Below are 16,689 nucleotides of genomic sequence, written 5' to 3' on the forward strand. Positions count from 1 at the left end.
TCCCATGCAGAGTCATGAGCTGAAACTGGCGCGCCATCCCCGGGGGAAGGTCCGGCCGTCGGACTTCCACCTCGACGTGGTGACGGTTCCCGAAGAACTCGCGCCCGGCGACATTCTCGTGCGCAACTCGTGGTCGTCGATCGACCCGTCGGTCAGGATGCGTCTCGGCCCGACCGGCCCCGCGGGCTACCTCCCACCGTTCCGCATCGGGGAGACGCTGGGCGGGTTGGCCGTCGGCGAGGTACTCGAGTCCCGTGACCCCGGCTTCGAGAAGGGCGACACGGTTCTGCACATCAAGGGTTTTCGCGAGTTCGCGGTGGTCCGGCAGGGGAGCGAAACCTTGGCCGGGGCCGGTGGCGTGACACGTCTCGACACGAGCGTGCACCCGCCGCAATCCTATCTCGGAGCGCTGGGCAGTTCCGGGCTCACGGCGTACGTGGGATTGCAGTGCATCGGTGGACTCACGAGCGGAGACGTCGTGTGGATCTCCTCGGCCGCGGGTGCGGTCGGCAGCCTCGCCGCGCAGATCGCGAAGCTCCGAGGTCACTACGTGGTCGGCAGCACCGGTTCCGGCGAGAAGGTCAGGTTCCTGCTGGACGAGGTGAAACTCGATGCCGCATTCGACTACCACAGCCCGGACCTGGCTGGAGCGCTCGCAAACGCGGCACCAGACGGCATCGACCTGTATTTCGACAACGTGGGTGGAACGCATCTCGAGGCCGCCCTGTATCACCTTCGGCCGGGCGGCCGGGTGGCCATGGCGGGAGCCGTCGCCTCCTATGACGCGGACACGGCGGCACCGAGTCCGGGCAATCTCTTTCAGATCGTGGCGAAGAACCTGACGGTGCGGGGTTTCCGGGCCGGAGCGTACGACCATCTGCTCGGCGACATGCGGGACGAGGTCGGGAGCTACCTCCGTGACGGTCGCCTCGTTGTCGAGGAGACCGTGTTCGACGGCCTCGGGTCGGCGCCGGACGCCATCGTCGCGATGCTGCACGGCCGCACCGTGGGAAAGACGCTGTGCCGCTTACGCTGATGCTCCAGCGGCTACACCGAAGAATATGGCCCCCGCATCACGCGGGGGCCATATTCGTCTGTCTCGCTCAGGCCGCAGTCCACCCGCCGTCGGCGTAGATCTCCGAGCCGGTGACGAAGGTGGAGTCGTCGCCCGCCAGGAAGGCAACGACGGCCGCGATCTCCTCACCCCGCCCGAGGCGACCCATCGGGGTGCCGGCCAGCATCTCGCGGTGACGCTCGCTGCCCTCCCAGCGCTCGAGCAGTGGGGGCGTACCGATGAATCCCGGATGCAGAGAGTTGACGCGCACTCCCGCTTTCGCCCAATGCAGGGCGGCGTTCTTGGTCATCGTGCGGACTGCGCCTTTGGCGGCTGCATAGGCAACGCTGTTGCCCAGACCGCCCACCGTTCCCAGTATCGAGCACATGTTCACGATCGAACCGCCGCCGCTCCGCTCGATCAGCGGGCCGGCATGTTTCATGCCCAGCCACGTGCCGGTCTGGCCGACCCCGATGACCCGGTCCCAGTGTGATCGGGTTTCCTCGTCGACGGTGGCGACGCTGCCGATGGCGGCGTTGTTGACCAAGGCGTGCAGCGCGCCGAACGTGCTCTCGGTTGCTGCCACGACGTCTTCCCACTGCCTCTCGGACGAGACCTCGAGGGCGAGCGCCGCATGTCGCTCGGGCTGGGTGAGCGTATCGAGCAAGTCCTGGCAGGCTGATTTCTCGAGATCGGTGACGACGACGTGAGCGCCCTCGTCGGCGAGCCTTCGGACGATCTCGGCGCCGATACCGCCGGTCGCCCCCGTCAGCAGGACGACCTTGTCGCGCAGTCGGTCAGGGCCGACAGTCATCTGGACTCCTTGTCACTCGTTCGAATCGGGCAGGTAGATCGACATCAGAGGTTGCTCAATACGTTTCGGCCACCGACGAGCATCGCGACCACGACACCGATGCTGGTCACCGCGGTCATGAGAAGAGCCATCGCGGCCACCAGCGGGTAGGAACCGTTCTCCCACAGGTCGAACAGCAGCGTACCCATCACCTGTGTCGTGGCGGCACGGACGAGCAGTGAGGCGGCGAACTCGTGGGTCAGCAGGATGAACATCAAGGCGACGGAACTGAGCACGGTCGGCCTCATCAGCGGCAGGATCACCCGGATGTTGGTGACGAACGGGCTCGCGCCGCTCGTTGCCGACGCCTCGGCGTAGGTCTCTCCGAGCGACAGCATCGCCGTCATTTGCATCCGGGTGGAGAAGGGCACCATCAGCACGATGTAGACGAGGATGATGACAGCCTTGGTCCCGTAGAGGATCAGCGGAGGCTGGGTGTACGTGAGCAGGAACCCGACGCCGAAGATCACCGCTGGAATACCCAGGGGGAGAGCGGTGATGACGTCACCGATGGTTCCCAGCACTCTGTGTTTGCGCCCTCGCACGAGCAGCGTGGCGGTGAGGTAACCGATCGGCACGCAGACGGCGACGGCCACCACCGAAGTGAGGAGACTCGTGTACACGGAGTCGACGATGCTCGCCGTCCGGAACAGCGCCCGGAAGTTGTCGAGTGTGAAGAGATTCCAGGACAGTGTCTCCGACCAATAGGGAGACACGGCGACGATGGCGAGTCCGATCAACGGAACGACGAGTGCGAGCATGGCGTATGTCGAGATGCACACGGCGGCCCAGGCCGAGCGGCCGGTGTTCGGCGCGAACGCCTTTCCCCCGTGCGTGACGAAGCGTGACTGATTGCCGAGAAGCATCTTCTGCGCCAGCACGACGACGACACCGAAGATGACGAGCGGCGAACCGGCCGCGGCTGCAGCGGCGAAGTCCGCAGGCGACTCGGATACCCGTCGATACATTTCGGTGGTGAGGACCTTCACGCCGGTGTTCTGTCCCAGCAGGAGCGGCCCGGTGAACTGGCCCAAACCGAGAAGCAGCGCAATTCCACCGCCGTACACCAGGGACGGGCGAAGCAGCGGGAGCACTACCCGAAAGAACACCCCGAGCGTCGACGAACCGCTGATCTGTGCTGCCTCGAGGTGCTCGGAACTGATGTTCTGCATTCCCGCGCTGACGAAGAGGTAGACGAAGGACGTGAGTCCGAAGCCCGTGAGAATGATGATCCACGGTGTGCTGTAGACATCGATCGGTCCGGAGTCGACGTTGCTCCACCAGGGAAGCTTGCGGAGGAGTGCGTTCAGGTACCCGGGTCCGGGGGAGAGGAGAAAGGCCCAGCCGACCACATTGGCCACCGCGGGCATCACGATGGGCAGGATGGGGACGATCCTGAGAAAGCTCAGCCGGCGTGGCAGCCTGGTCGCCGCGAACGCGAGAATCGTTCCCAGGACCATGGCGATGGCGAGTGACGAGACTGCGAGGGCGACCGTGGTCCGGATGGTCTGACCGATGTCGTATCGTCCGTACTGGGCTTGATATCCGCGACCGCCGTCCTCGAACGCCAGCGACTGCAATCGGAAGAGCGGGAGCACGACGAGATACGCCAGAACCGCCAGCAGTGCGCCGTACCCGAGCCGGGTACGCCACACCGTACTGACGACGAACGGACGTGCGCTGCGACTCACCGCAACCGTAGCCATCACGCCTCCGATCGGGCGGCCTGGGCGAGCACGGGAACCTGGAGATCCACGTGACCGTCCGGATGCGGAAACACTCGCAGCTTGGTGAGCGAGAAGCTGACCACCAGAGGAGATCCGACGGTGGCGCCACGCAACCAGCGTCCGTGCAGCTCCGCATCTGCGCGGACGTACAACTGCTCGCCCCCGGCATCGACCGTTACGTCGAAATAGCGGCCTCCGTACTCCGAGGTGACGAGTTCGCCGACGAAGCCGACGTCACCCGCGCGGACCTCGTCGAGTGAATGATGAAGTGCGAGGTCCTCGGGCCGGAGTCGTCCCACAGCCGTGTCGCCGGTGATGTAGTCGCCCTGGACGACGGCCGCGTCGAGGTCGACGGGGGCCCCCGCTCGCGTGGTCCACCCCTCGTGCCTGCGGACGAGTTCGAGCCGGTTCGCCATCCCGATGAACGCGGCGACATAGTCGGAGGAAGGGGTCTGGTAGACCCGCTCCGGGGTGTCGTACTGTTCGATCTTGCCCGCCTTCATGATGGCGAGTCGGTCACCGAGCGCAAATGCCTCGGCCTGATCGTGGGTGACGAATACGGCAGTGAAGCCCAGTCGTTGGTGTAGTTGATGAATCTGGGACCGCACCTGATCGCGCAGCCGTGCGTCGAGATTGCTCAGGGGCTCGTCGAACAGCACCAGGTCGGGTTGGGCGACCAGGCCGCGGGCCACGGCGACTCGCTGTTGCTGTCCACCACTGAGCTGGGACGGATACCGGTCGAGCAGGGCACCGCAGTCCACCATGCCGGCCGCGGTCTCGACCTGTCCTGCGGCGATGGCGCTCTTCATCCGTCGAACCTTCAACGGGTACCGGATGTTTTCTCGCACTGTCATGTTGGGCCACAGCGCGTAGGACTGGAAGACCATGCCGATGTTGCGCTTGTAGGCCGGAACGTTGATGCGGGTCGACGCATCGAAGACGGTGTGGTCCTTGAACGTGATCGACCCGTGCTCGGGTGTTTCGAGGCCGGCGATGCATCGTAGGGTGGTCGTCTTCCCGCAACCGCTGGGGCCGAGTAGGACGAGAAATTCACCGTCCTGAATGTCGAGGTCGAGTTGATCGACGATGGTGTTGGACCCGAAGGTCTTGGTCAGGTTGGAAACGCTGAATTGCGATGTCACCTTGGCACCTGCTTGGTTGCGAGTGGTTTGTCGGAAAAAAGTGAATTCAGTTCATCTCATGATTGCGTCGGGCGCTTCGGAGTCCTGGCGCCCGCGGAGGTTCCGCCGTCGATCATGAGATCGGAGCCCGTGATGTAACTGCTGTCCTCGCACGCGAGGAACAGGATGGCTTTCGCCACCTCGAGCGGTAGACCTCGGCGTTGCAGCGGAATGCTTTTCACATACGCGTCCATGTCGTCGTCGGCGAAGTCGGCGCCGGCGGTGATTGCCGTCTCGATGCTGCCCGGGCACACGGCGTTGACCCGGATATTCGATTCCGCGAACTCCAACGCCGCGACTCGGGTCAGGGCGCGAACGCCGAACTTCGACGCGCCGTATGCACCGAGCTCGGCCGTCGCGAGGACACCACGCAACGAGGACAGGTTGACGACGGACCCGCCCGTGGTCATGGCGGTGCCTGCGGCTTGCAGGCCGAGGAAAGTCCCCACGAGGTTGAGGTCGATCATGCGTCGTAGGTCGGCGAGCGACGTCTGCATGATGGGCGCTTTGGATGCGGCGCCCGCGGAGTTGACGAGAACACGCATCGGATGCCCGCGATCCGCCATCTCGGTGGTGACGCGCGTCCACTGAGATTCGTCGGTGACGTCGAGGTGCCGGTAGTGCGCGCGCGCACCGATTTTCGCCGCGACACTTTCTCCCAGTTCGTCGTCGACGTCGCCGAGGTAGACCGTGGCGCCGTGGGCGTGGAAGAGTTCTGCGGTCGCGGCACCTATCCCTCGTGCGGCACCGGTGACGAGAGCGCAGGTGTCGCGCAGTCGCGCGTCGTCGGTCGTCACTGGATGAATCTCTTTTCCCAATCGGACTGGTATTCGGTGAGCGATTCGGGTGTCAGGTCGGACGGGTTGGGCAGCGCGATGTCCTGGGCCTGTGCGACGCTTCCTTCGATGCCGGGGAGTGCGCTCGCGTAACCGAGTGACAACGCCTTCTGGCCGGCGGGGGTGACCATGAAGTTCGCCAGCACCTGTGCGGCATTCGGGTGCGGCGCCGCGGACAGTGCGTGCGTGAACCACGGGGTTCCCCACGGGGGCGAGGGCAATGCCCAGTCCACCGGTGCTCCCGATTCCTTTTCTCGCACCAGCGGTTGCACCACAGGGGTTGCGACGATCTCGCCCGAGGTCAAGGCCTGCGCGATCCCCAGTGAACTCGGGTAGATTCGCGGCTTCAGCTCCGCGAGCTTCTGGAGATAGTCGGCGCCGAAGTTTTTCTCGAAGAATCGGTAGAAGTCGACGTACGAGGCGATGCCGGACGGGTTGACGATTCCGATCTTGCCCTTCAACGCCGGGTCGAGGAGGTCTGCCGGCTTCTGCAGACCTCCCGGAAGTGCTGTCGTGTTCCAGCCGAGAGCGAACACCGCCGCGCTGGTCAGGAAGAACTTGTCGGAAATGATGCTCTTCTGCGGTTGGTACTCCGGCGCATCGAATGCCGGGCCGACGAGATCGGTCGAGTAGGTGCCCGACGCGGCGGCAGTCTCGATCCAGGCGGCGTCGGTCATCATGTGCACATCGGCCGTACCCCGCTTCGTCTGATTCTCGACCTCGACCTTCGGGTTGATGTCGGCGTCGGTGCCCCGGACGTATTCGAGGGAGATCTCGGGATACTCCTGCTCGAACGCCACTTTGAGAGCTTCGAGATTGGCGGGGTTCTGGCTCGAGTACAGCAGGACACTGCCTTCGCCCTTGGCTGCGGCGACGACGTCGTCCCACGTGCCGGACACGGGACCGGTGGAACCGGAACCGCCGGATCCACAAGCGGCGGAGGCGAAAGCGGTGACCACTGCGACGGCCATCAGCTTTATCGGCATACTTCTCATGGCATGAAAGCCCTTCCGGTATCGGTTCGACGAATGCGAACCCGTGTGTTCGGTGACGGATGGAGGAGTCGGATGAGGCCTACGGCGCGACACCGTTGAGCAGCGCGGCAACGCGATCGGGAATCGTGACCATGGCCATGTGGCCGGATTCGAGGAATGTGGTGTCGCCGCCGACGAGGGCGGCCGATCTTTCCTGGAGTTCGGGCGGATAGCAGGTGTCCTTGGTCAAACGTACGTATGTACGGGGTATATCGGTGCGGAGACCGGACAGGTCGACGGACTCCGTGAGTAGCGCGCCGCAATCGTCGACCAACCGGTCGATCATCCAGTCGGTCTGTTCCGCGTCCATGTCGTTGCAGAGCATCGCGGCGGCGTCCATCGGATCCTGGCGGTACACACCACCTTCTATCGAGGCTTCCACAGCGGCGCGGACGCCCGGGTCGATCTGGTCGATCACTCGCGTCCCGTCGGGCGGGACGACGGCGGACAGGAAGACGACGTGCCGTAGTCGGTGTGCGAGTGCCTGCATGACCCGAGGGGCCGTCACTCCCGCGAAAGAGTGTGCGACGAGGACTATGTCCTCGAGGTTCGCCGCCTCCACATCGTCGATGACGGCGGCGGCACAGTCGTCGAGGGTGACGGACCGCGGGTCGACTGAGCGCCGTCGTCCCCGTCCCGGGAGATCGACTGCGAGAGTGTCACCTTCGAGTAAGGGGAGGAGGGGCGCCCAGCACGAGGCGCCCATTCCTGCGCCATGGACGAGAACGAACGACATGTTGCTCCTCGCTAATTGAACTGATATCAGTTTGAATCTAAGGAAATCGTCCTGTGATGTCAATCACCTGATAATGTGAAGTGAATCCAGTTCACTTAGGAGGTCCGTGTGACGACTCCACGTGCAGCGCGGCCGCTGCAGCTCGGTTCGCTTCGGTTGGCAAACCGGCTCGTCGGTACGCCGCACGCGTCAGGCGCCGTCGCCGGCGGCATCCCCTCGCGCGGCGACGACGACTACTGGCGGCGCTGCGCGGCCGGCGGTGCCGCGATGCTCATCGTCGGCGGCACGGTGGTGTCGCCCGGTTCGACCAATCGCAACGGCAACATCACCGAGGCCTGGCGTCCCGAAGCCCTCGCGGGACTGGAGGCTCGGGCGCGGGCGATCACCGAGGAAGGAGCCATCGCGGCCTGCCAGCTGGTGCACCTCGGACGCGAAACTCTGGGCGCCGAGATGTGGAGTCACCCCGTCGCGCCGTCCGCTGTCCGCTCGCCCCGCGAACCGACGCGACCGCGCGCCCTCTCGGGCGCCGACGTCGACGCGGTCGTGGACGCATTCCGTACATCCGCGTTCCACGCGTGGTCGGCCGGCTTCCCGGTCGTCGAACTGCATGCAGCCCACGGATATCTACTTGCGCAATTCCTCTCCCCGAACACGAACCTCGGACGAGACGCTGCGACGGGTGCGCAGCGTGTGCGGATCCTCGACCGCATCGCCTCAACGGTCCGCGACGCCTGCCCCGGCGTCGTACTCGGAGTCCGCGTCTCTTCCGACGGTGGCGACGAGGCCGGCCTGAGCATGGACGGTCTCTGCGACGTACTACCGCACCTCTCCGATTTCGACTACGTCAACGTCACGGTCGGCGTACGCACCACCTACGTCCGGGACATGGCCGTAACCGACCCGCCGCTGCTCGATTCGGTCGGACAATTACGCGCCGCCGCAGTGACCCCGCTGCTCGTGTCACAGTCGTTCCGGACCGGCGCGTCCATCGAAAGTGCACTGCAATCGGGAGCCGACCTCGTCGGTGTGGCACGACCGCTGATCGCCGACCCGAACTTCCCGCGGAAGATACTGACCGGCCGCGAGGCGTCGATCCGCCCGTGCGTGTCCTGCAACGAGGACTGCCGGGCGTTCGACCCCGTCCTACTGTGCTCGGTCAATCCCGACCTCGCGCCGCCGGGTCATTCCGCACGTCCCGCGTACCCGCTGACGCTGGGGCCCACGCGCGGGTCGCGAGTGCGGAGACGGATCGCCGTCGTCGGTGCAGGCCCCGCCGGGCTCGAGTGCGCGATGCGGCTCGGGCCCGACCACGACGTCACACTCTTCGAACAACGAGAGCGAATCGGAGGCCAGCTTGCGACAGCGGCAGACGCGCCGCATCGCAGCGGCTGGCGTCGCCTCCTCGACTACTACGCCGACAACATGCCGAAGGTGGCAATCCGTCTGGCGCACACCGTCAATGCCGACGACCTGGCGGACTTCGACGACGTAGTCCTGGCCGTCGGTGCCGTGGAAGAACTTCCCCAGGGATTGGCGGGAACGTCGTCCGTGCTCACCTCTCAGGCGCTGCTCGGTGCGGGAGGCGCTCTTCGCGGCGCCGGCCACGTCGTGGTGGTCGACGACGGATTCGGGCTCTGGCCCGCCGCGAGCACGGTCGAAGCGGCGCTTGCCGCGGGTGCCGACCGCGTCACGGTTCTGACGCCCGCCGCGGCCTTCGCGTCGGGTCTTCCCGCGGAGGGCCGGGTGCAGTACCTGCGTCGGCTGTCGGGCGAACCGGTCGACGTGCGCGTGCTGTCGTCGCTCGTCGCGGTCACCGACGGCTCGGTCGAGTTCGAGAACACGCTGTCGGGAGAAAGGACGCGCCTCGACGTCGACCGGGTGGTCGTGGCCGGTGAGCGGCGCCCGCGCGACTGGTCGCAACTCGCACCGGAAGGCGCACGCGTGCACGTCATCGGCGACGCTCTCGTGCCGCGCAAAGTCGCGCACGCCGTCTCCGAAGGCCGTGCTGTCGCCCGTGAGTACTTGTTAACCGCCCGCAGTTAACAAGTACTCACGGGGGGCGGGAGTGTGGTTGCGCTCACACCTGAGGTCATTTAAATTACTTGAACTGAAGTCAACTCAATTTGATATCCGGCCGCCCCTCGGAGGCATCGTGGACCAGTTGTTCATCACTTTGACCACCGGCATCGCCAATGGTGCCGTGTACGGTCTCATCGGACTCGGATTGGTCATCATCTTCCGATCCACCGACGTCATGAATTTTGCAATGGCGTCATTATCGACCCTCGCCATCTACGTTGCCCTCAGCGCGTATGGGGCCGGCGTGGGCATTGCTGTCGCCCTGGTGGTCGCAGTGGTCTTCGGAGCTCTCAGCGGAGTCGTGGTGCGGGAAGCGCTGATTCGCCCGCTCGGGCAAGGCAAGCTCTTCGCTGCGCTCGTCGTCACGATGGGCCTGTCGATCATTGTCGAGCATCTGATCGGCCACTACTGGGGAGAGCAGCCGCGACGATTCCCGCAGCTCGTCGAGGGCACGATCTCGATCGGCAACTCGAATCTGATGCTCCAGGACATCGCCACGATTCTCCTCGCCGCGGTGGCCGTGTCGGCCATTGCGTATCTGTTCACGCGTACGCCGGTCGGATCCGCGATGCGCGCGGTCGCCGAATCTGCCGAGACCGCGGAGATCCTGGGCATCAACGCGCACAAGGTCGCGCGGATCGCCTGGGCTCTCGGCATGGCGCTGGCAGTGCTGGGAGTCTTCCTGTACGCCCCGAAAACCGGGGTTTCGCCGGTGATACTCGCCCCCGTGTTGTTCCGTGCCTTCGCAGGCATCCTGCTCGGTGGCCTCACAAGCATGTACGGCGCGGTCATCGGTGGGCTCATCATCGGTGTCCTGGACAACCTCGCCGCAGCCTATATCTCCGCCAGCTTCCGAGACACGTTCGTCTTCTGCGTTGCGGTGCTCGTGCTGCTCATTCGTCCCCAGGGCATCTTCGGCCGCCAAACCTTCGAGAGGGTCTGATTCCATGGTCACAAAAGATGGCTCGGCGCAGCGTGCCGGACGCTCCGCCCAGCGGCTGTACAGCGCCGCTCAGCTTCTCGGCGGACCGGCTGCGGCGATCCTGACGATAATGGTGCTGTCTGCCGGACTCGTGCCGGGCTACCAGATCTACACGGTCGGACTCGCTGCGGTGTACGGACTGATCGTCTTGTCCATCTCGCTACTGGCCGGGTGGACGGGTATCTGGTCGATCGGGCATCCCGCAATGGTCGCGGTCGGCGCGTATGTGACCGCCTACGGCAGCAGTAGCGGTTGGGGACTGGCCTTCACGTCCGTTGTCGCCGTGGCTTTGTGCGCAATGTTGGGAGGCTTCCTCGGGTTCGCAGGCTCCCGCTTCTCCGTGCTGTACGTCGCGCTTCTCACGTTGGCGTTCACATTGGTGACTCTCGAAATCATCGGTGCGTGGAAGAGCGTCACCGGCGGTGACCAAGGAGTGCCGGTCGACGCATTCGACACCACGCTCGGCGAACTCGTTCCGTCATCCGACGCAGTCACCTACCTGGCCGTCGGAGTCCTCGGTCTCGCTGTGGCAGTGTCGGTGTTCCTGCGCCGCACGACCATACGTATGCGCATGGTTGCGGCCAAGACACACCCACTGGCGGGCAGATCGATCGGTATCGCTCCCGAACTGCAGTCGAGCCTCGGTTTCGCGATCAGCGCGGGTGTCGCCGGCTTGTCCGGTGTGCTCCTTGCCTTGCTGTCGGGCTTCATCAGCCCGGAGGGATTCTCGATGGTCTTCGCGGTCAACCTGATTGCAGCGACCGTCCTCGGCGGGACCGGCAGCGTGATCGGAGCCGTTCTCGGTGGTGCGTTCCTCGCATCCGCACCGACGCTGGCGTCGTCGCTGTCGATCGACCAGCCCTACCTGATCGGGGGTGTACTGATTCTCACCCTGCTGTTTCTCGCCGATGGAATCGTCCCGACGGCCGGGAGGTTGCTGCGCCGATTCGTCCCGCTCACCCGTGCACTCGGCCGCCCCACGCTGTCCACCTCCCAACCGAGCCTTCTCGACACTGCGGGATCGGTTCCGGACACGCTGGCCGATACCGCCGCGGTGGCCGTGCTGAAAACCGAGGCACTCGGTGTTCGATTCGGTGGTCTTCAGGCCGTGCACAACATCGACCTCCGCGTAGATGCAGGTGAGGTGCTCGCGATCATCGGGCCGAACGGCGCCGGCAAGACTACCTTCGTCAACGCCCTGTGTGGCCTGATCGGTGGCGGTGAACTTGTGGGGACAATGGAACTCGGTGGCCGGCCCCTGCACGGGGTGCGGGCGACGCGTCGACGCTCGCTCGGCCTCGGCCGGACGTTTCAGCACGCGGAGCTTTTCTCAGAGCTGACCGTTCTCGAAAATGTCAGTGTCGTCAACCGTTGGGGGCAACGCGCCGATCGCGACACAGCGTTGCAGGTCCTCGAGAGTGTCGGATTGGCCGACCACGTGCACCGACTCCCCGCAGAACTGCCGTTCGGGCTGCAGAAACGGGTCGATCTGGCCCGTGCGATCGCGGCGCTGGCCGACAACCCACGATTGATCGTGCTCGACGAACCGTTCGGTGGCCTCGACGCCGACGAACGTCACACCCTCGCCGACCACATCCGCCGGCTCTCGCATTCCGGTACCGCCGTGGTCATCATCGACCACGTCCTCGACGACCTGTTCTCCGTCGCAGATCGGGTGGTGGCCTTCGACTTCGGCGAGCTGATCGCCGATGGAACCCCGGACACGGTCCTGCAGAACCAACTGGTCCGCGACTCGTATCTGGGAAACATCGACACCACACTGATCGCACCCGACATCGATCGCACGGCGGCGCCGCTGATCTCCGTGCGGGGGATCGAGCACCACTACGAGGGCGTGCAGGCATTGTCCGGCATCGATCTCGACGTCCATGCAGGCGGAATCCTCGGCATCGTGGGTGCGAACGGCGCCGGCAAGAGCACGCTGGGGCGGATCCTGCACGGCGATCTGCAGTCGACCGGCGGCACCCGGACAGTCGATGGCACAGACGCACTGCGGCTCAGCCTGGTTCCCGAGGGGCGCGCCTTGTTCCGCACCCTGTCGGTGCGCGAGAACCTCGAGGTCGCGGCGTATGCCGCAGGAATCTCCGGCCGTACGCTGCGTACTCGGCTCGACGAGTTGCGGCAAGGGCTTCCCGAACGGGTCCGCACCCGCATGGACATACCGGCCGGCTCGCTGTCCGGCGGCGAACAACAGCTTGTCGCCATCGCCCGGGCGCTCATGGCCGATCCCGAAGTTCTGATCCTCGACGAACCCGCGCTGGGTCTGTCCCCGGCGATGGTCGACGAAGTGTATTCACAGGTGAACGGCCTGGCGCGCCGGGGCATTACGACCATCCTGCTGGACCAGTCGCTCGCGCGCGCGCTCGAAGCCTGCAGCGAGGTCATTGTTCTGCGCCAAGGTGAGGCCGTCGCGCGCGGCAACAGCAATACTCCGGGCTTCGGCCGCATCGCCGAGGCTGCCTACTTCGGTACAGACATCCCGGCAGCTGTCGGCGAGATCAATCGGTGAGTGCAGTGCGCTCGATTCTGACGAAGGGACTACGGACGAACATGGACAGAACAGCAGGACAGGGAAGATTCGACGGGGCGGTGGCCCTGGTGACCGGAGGCGGATCGGGAATCGGAGCGGCCGTCGTCGCGCAACTCGTCGGTGAGGGAGCTGCCCGCGTCTACGTGGCCGATCTCGCGGTCGAGAAATTGCGCCGACGGTACGGTGACGATCCCACGACGATCGCACGAGGGGTCGACGTCTCGGACCCGGAGGCCGTCGATGCCGCCATGGCGGAGGTTCTCGACGCAGAGGGGCGGCTCGACGTCGTCGTCCACGCCGCCGGCGTGGACGATCCAGCATCCAAGAAGATCATCACGGAGGCTTCGGCCGCAGGCACACCGATCGACCTGACGGCGAACCTCACCGATGCGCAGTGGCGCCGAGTGATGTCGGTCAACCTGGATGGCACATTCCACGTGGTGCGCGCCGCCGTGCGGGCGATGAAGCCGAAAGGCGGCGCGATCGTCGTGATCGGCTCGTCCTCGGCGTTCGACACCTTGACGGGATACCCGCACTACGCGGCATCGAAGGCCGCCGTCCATGCCTTCTGCCAGGCCGTCGCCAAGGAGGTGGTGGCGTTCGGTATCCGACTGAACCTCGTCGCTCCCGGCCCGACGGATACCGGTATGGCCGCTCGCACACCGGAAGAACTCAAAGTGCAGTGGGTCAACAACACACCGGTGCCGTATGCGACACCGGACGAGATCGCGGACAACGTGCTGTTTCTCGCTTCGGAGCAGGCCAGAAACGTCGTGGGTGCGGTGCTGCTCAGCAACCGTGGACGATTCACCGTCTGACTGCTCATCCGAGTGGGAACAGGACCACGGTCTTCGCTACGGGCGCATCCAGGTCGGACTCGCCGACCTGGATGCGCTCGCGGTGCTACTGCGGTGACACGAAGTCTCCGATGGGAACGAACTTGCCGCCCTCGACCTGGACCCGGACCACACTGTCGGTACCGAGGTGGTCATCCGCGCTGAACGTGAGTGGAGGCATCACGCCGGTGTCGAGGGTGCCGCTCGTGACTATCGCGTCGGTGACGGACTCGGACGTGATCTCGCCGTCGATGCTCGCGAGGACCTGAGCGAACGCTTTCGCCGAGCCATAGGTTGCCAGCGAGTAGAAATCGGGCTTCTCGCCCGGCTTGTACTTCGCAAGCGCTTGTCGGTACTCCTCGACCGCAGGGTTGTCGGCGGTGGGCGGCAGCGTCAGCGACACGGCGCGGAACCCTTCCGCGTTCGGGCCTGCGAGGTCGAGCAGGCTGTTACCGATCGTGGGGGAGTAGCCGTAACTGGGGATCTTGACACCCTGCAGGGCCATCTCGTTGAGGTACGCGGCGGCCTCCTGGATGGGCAGGATCGTCAGGACTGCATCGGGTGCAGCCGAACGGATCTGGGACACGAACGGGCTGTAGTCCGTGGTACCGAGCTTGACCTCCACCGTCGAGACCTCCGCCCCGGCCTTCTCCAGTTCGGTCGTGGCGACGGCACCCACATTCACGAACGCTGCCGGATCGTTGCGGATGATCGTGACCTTCTTGGCACCCTCGTCGAGCGCCCACTGCGCGGCGGCACGCGCCTGGTTCTCGTAGAGCGTCTGGCTGCCGAACAAACCGTCCCGCGGCGGGTCGTACCAGGCGGTGGAGCCGCCGTAGGTTCCGAAGATGGGTATGTCGTTCTGTTCGAGAACGAATGGGAACGTCGCCTCCGTGGTGGCTGTGCCGTTTGCGCCGACGATCGCGACGACCCGGTCGCGAGAGACCAGCTGCCGCGCCACCTGAATCGTCTGCTGCGGGTCGAAAGCGTTGTCGACCGGAGTCCACTCGACGGGGCGACCGTGGATGCCTCCTGCCGCGTTGAGCTGATCGAAGAACGCTTGGGTGCCGGCCTCCTGGGGAAGACCCCCGGAAGCCTGTGGTCCCGAAAGGGGAAGCCATGCGCCGAGTTTGATCGGCCCGCCCGCATCGCCGTCGCCGGCTTGCGTTCCGCAGGCCGTCAACGCCGTGGCGAGGACTACGCCGACCGTGAGAAGTATTTTCCGCACATCCGCTCCTTGAATCGAGTTCAGTTCAATGGATGTTATAGAGCAAATGCTGTGTCGGCAATCACATTCGCGGACCGAATGCGGATTCCTTCCAGCGGTGGAAGTTGCCGCGAGTGCATTGTGCAGTGACGCGCTACGAGGGGATTGTTCGAGCGAAAGTGTGCGATTTGCTTGAACTGACTTCAGTTGAGGAACTACGGTGTGGGGTGACATTGCCACTGTTCGGAGGAAGAGGAGCACCAGATGCCACGAATCGACACCGATCTACTCGTCATCGGCGCCGGCATGGCCGGGTTGACCGCCGCGGCGCGAGCGGTGGCCGGAGGTCGGTCGGTTGTCGTCGTCGAGAAGTCTGCAACGATTGGCGGGTCCGCCCAGTTCGCGGGATACGCGTGGACTGCCCCTTCCCATGAGGTCATGGAAGAGGTCAATCCGAACGGCGACCCCGCATTGCGTCGGGCGCTCGTCGACGGATTCTCGGACGGAATCGCCTGGATTCGCTCGCTCGGGGTCGAGTGCGCTGACGCGGTGACGGTTCTCCGCTACGGCACGGGCCACCAATTCGACACCACCCGATACATCGACGAGTGTCGTCGGCGAATTCGTAGTCACGGCGGTGAGTTGCACACGAGCGCAGAGACCCTCTCCCTGATCGCGCTGGACGGCGGAGTCGTCGGTGCCCGTGTGCGACTCTCGGACGGTACCGAATGTGAGATACGTTCCCACGCGACGATTCTCGCCACCGGCGGATTCCAGGCGAGTCCCGAATTGGCCGGTGAGCATATCCATCCCGCCGCGAGCGGGATGCAGCTGCGCTCGAATCCCACGAGTGCAGGTGACGGACTACGTCTGGCCGAGGCCGTCGGCGCCGCCTCCGGCACGGACCGGTCCGGCTTCTACGGCCATCTCGTCCCGACCGGCGTGCGCTTCCGCGACACGGCCGACTTCGTCGCGCTGTCGCTCTACTACAGCGAGCATGCGTTGCTGTTCAATCTCGACAACCGTCGTTTCACCGACGAGACCGTCGGTGACCATCTGACCACGATGGACTTGCTGGAGCAGCCCGAGTCGCGCGGATTGCTCGTCGCCGACGCACGGGTGTACCGCGAGTGGATCACCGGCAGCTACGTCGAGGGCGCCGCCGCACTCGACAAGTTCGACCTCGCGCAGCGCCGGGGTGGGCGGTGCGGAATCGCCGAGAATCTCGACGAGTTCGCCTATCTTCCCGAGGAATGGGGCTACGACGGTGCCGCGATTGCGGATCAGATCCGGGCACTCAATGCGGCCGGTCCGGACACTCGGCCATCGCGTCGCTACGACTCGCAGGCGCTTGACGAGGGGCCCTACTACATCGTCGAGGCATGCCCGGCCCTGACATTCCCCTTCCACGGCATCCGCATCGATGAGCACGGCCGTGTCCTGAATGTGAAGGGCGGGACGATCAGCGGACTGTTCGCGGCCGGGTCGGATACCGGCGGCCTCTACAACCGCGCGTACACCGGCGGTATCGCCCCTGCACTGGTGTTCGGCCTGGCCGCCGCGGATCGAGCGATGCTGTCGCCTGTGAGTACTTGTTAACCGCCCGCGGTTAA

At 65.2% G+C, this 16,689-nt stretch carries 13 protein-coding genes; 6 read left to right on the top strand and 7 right to left on the bottom strand.

The genetic code is table 11. From position 1 onward, the window contains the following. Nucleotides 1-4: 4 nt before the first annotated feature. Nucleotides 5-1,036, top strand: coding sequence for an NADP-dependent oxidoreductase (locus PSR88_RS24260; protein ID WP_016883964.1), 1,032 nt, complete (start codon nucleotides 5-7; stop codon nucleotides 1,034-1,036). Between the two features lie 67 nt (nucleotides 1,037-1,103). Here PSR88_RS24260 and PSR88_RS24265 read toward each other — a convergent pair whose 3' ends face one another. The 6 genes from PSR88_RS24265 to PSR88_RS24290 all read right to left on the bottom strand — a co-directional run bounded on the left by PSR88_RS24265 (nucleotide 1,104) and on the right by PSR88_RS24290 (nucleotide 7,421). Further along, entirely contained in the window at nucleotides 1,104-1,868 is a 765-nt protein-coding gene (locus PSR88_RS24265; RefSeq protein ID WP_011597089.1) for an SDR family NAD(P)-dependent oxidoreductase, read from the bottom strand. A gap of 44 nt (nucleotides 1,869-1,912) precedes the next feature. Next, nucleotides 1,913-3,613 carry an ABC transporter permease gene (locus tag PSR88_RS24270; RefSeq protein WP_011597090.1) on the bottom strand — a complete coding sequence of 567 codons (1,701 nt, stop codon included), beginning with the start codon at nucleotides 3,611-3,613 and terminating at the stop codon, nucleotides 1,913-1,915. Further along, nucleotides 3,613-4,776 (bottom strand): ABC transporter ATP-binding protein, encoded by a 1,164-nt coding sequence (locus tag PSR88_RS24275; protein WP_016883962.1) that lies wholly within the window; start codon nucleotides 4,774-4,776, stop codon nucleotides 3,613-3,615. The genes PSR88_RS24270 and PSR88_RS24275 overlap by 1 nt, the downstream gene beginning before the upstream one ends. A 56-nt stretch (nucleotides 4,777-4,832) precedes the next feature. Continuing rightward, complete coding sequence (locus PSR88_RS24280; protein ID WP_016883961.1) at nucleotides 4,833-5,612, bottom strand: SDR family NAD(P)-dependent oxidoreductase; 780 nt, start codon at nucleotides 5,610-5,612, stop codon at nucleotides 4,833-4,835. Beyond that, complete coding sequence (locus PSR88_RS24285) at nucleotides 5,609-6,646, bottom strand: ABC transporter substrate-binding protein (protein WP_011597092.1); 1,038 nt, start codon at nucleotides 6,644-6,646, stop codon at nucleotides 5,609-5,611. The genes PSR88_RS24280 and PSR88_RS24285 overlap by 4 nt, the downstream gene beginning before the upstream one ends. 79 nt (nucleotides 6,647-6,725) lie before the next feature. Continuing rightward, the gene (locus PSR88_RS24290) at nucleotides 6,726-7,421 is read right to left on the bottom strand and encodes an alpha/beta fold hydrolase (RefSeq protein ID WP_016883960.1); all 696 of its coding nucleotides are present in this window, start codon (nucleotides 7,419-7,421) and stop codon (nucleotides 6,726-6,728) included. 108 nt (nucleotides 7,422-7,529) lie between these two features. On the opposite strand from PSR88_RS24290, the gene PSR88_RS24295 reads away from it, so the two are divergent. From PSR88_RS24295 to PSR88_RS24310, 4 genes are read left to right on the top strand one after another with little or no spacing between them, the layout of a single operon-like run. Next, the gene (locus PSR88_RS24295) at nucleotides 7,530-9,464 is read left to right on the top strand and encodes an FAD-dependent oxidoreductase (RefSeq protein ID WP_016883959.1); all 1,935 of its coding nucleotides are present in this window, start codon (nucleotides 7,530-7,532) and stop codon (nucleotides 9,462-9,464) included. Nucleotides 9,465-9,486: 22 nt separating this feature from the next. Next, a complete protein-coding gene (locus PSR88_RS24300) occupies nucleotides 9,487-10,443 on the top strand; it encodes a branched-chain amino acid ABC transporter permease (protein WP_011597095.1) in 957 nt (318 codons plus the stop codon). Between the two features lie 4 nt (nucleotides 10,444-10,447). Continuing rightward, nucleotides 10,448-13,012 (top strand): ATP-binding cassette domain-containing protein, encoded by a 2,565-nt coding sequence (locus tag PSR88_RS24305; RefSeq protein ID WP_011597096.1) that lies wholly within the window; start codon nucleotides 10,448-10,450, stop codon nucleotides 13,010-13,012. A gap of 41 nt (nucleotides 13,013-13,053) precedes the next feature. Continuing rightward, entirely contained in the window at nucleotides 13,054-13,851 is a 798-nt protein-coding gene (locus PSR88_RS24310) for an SDR family NAD(P)-dependent oxidoreductase (protein WP_016883957.1), read from the top strand. 85 nt (nucleotides 13,852-13,936) lie between these two features. Here PSR88_RS24310 and PSR88_RS24315 read toward each other — a convergent pair whose 3' ends face one another. Next, entirely contained in the window at nucleotides 13,937-15,097 is a 1,161-nt protein-coding gene (locus tag PSR88_RS24315) for an ABC transporter substrate-binding protein (RefSeq protein ID WP_011597098.1), read from the bottom strand. Nucleotides 15,098-15,340: 243 nt separating this feature from the next. Here PSR88_RS24315 and PSR88_RS24320 point away from each other — a divergent pair, with 243 nt between their 5' ends. Continuing rightward, a complete protein-coding gene (locus tag PSR88_RS24320; RefSeq protein WP_011597099.1) occupies nucleotides 15,341-16,675 on the top strand; it encodes an FAD-binding protein in 1,335 nt (444 codons plus the stop codon). Nucleotides 16,676-16,689 lie beyond the last annotated feature (14 nt).

It is taken from the genome of Rhodococcus sp. DK176 (assembly GCF_038447315.2).
Lineage (GTDB): Bacteria > Actinomycetota > Actinomycetes > Mycobacteriales > Mycobacteriaceae > Rhodococcus_F > Rhodococcus_F jostii_A.

Coding starts and splice junctions, on each gene's coding strand:
- PSR88_RS24260 (WP_016883964.1), top strand. CDS start 5: ATGCAGAGTCATGAGCTGAAACTGGCGCGCCATCCCCGGGGGAAGGTC.
- PSR88_RS24265 (WP_011597089.1), bottom strand. CDS start 1,868: ATGACTGTCGGCCCTGACCGACTGCGCGACAAGGTCGTCCTGCTGACG.
- PSR88_RS24270 (WP_011597090.1), bottom strand. CDS start 3,613: ATGGCTACGGTTGCGGTGAGTCGCAGCGCACGTCCGTTCGTCGTCAGT.
- PSR88_RS24285 (WP_011597092.1), bottom strand. CDS start 6,646: ATGAGAAGTATGCCGATAAAGCTGATGGCCGTCGCAGTGGTCACCGCT.
- PSR88_RS24290 (WP_016883960.1), bottom strand. CDS start 7,421: ATGTCGTTCGTTCTCGTCCATGGCGCAGGAATGGGCGCCTCGTGCTGG.
- PSR88_RS24305 (WP_011597096.1), top strand. CDS start 10,448: ATGGTCACAAAAGATGGCTCGGCGCAGCGTGCCGGACGCTCCGCCCAG.
- PSR88_RS24310 (WP_016883957.1), top strand. CDS start 13,054: ATGGACAGAACAGCAGGACAGGGAAGATTCGACGGGGCGGTGGCCCTG.
- PSR88_RS24320 (WP_011597099.1), top strand. CDS start 15,341: ATGCCACGAATCGACACCGATCTACTCGTCATCGGCGCCGGCATGGCC.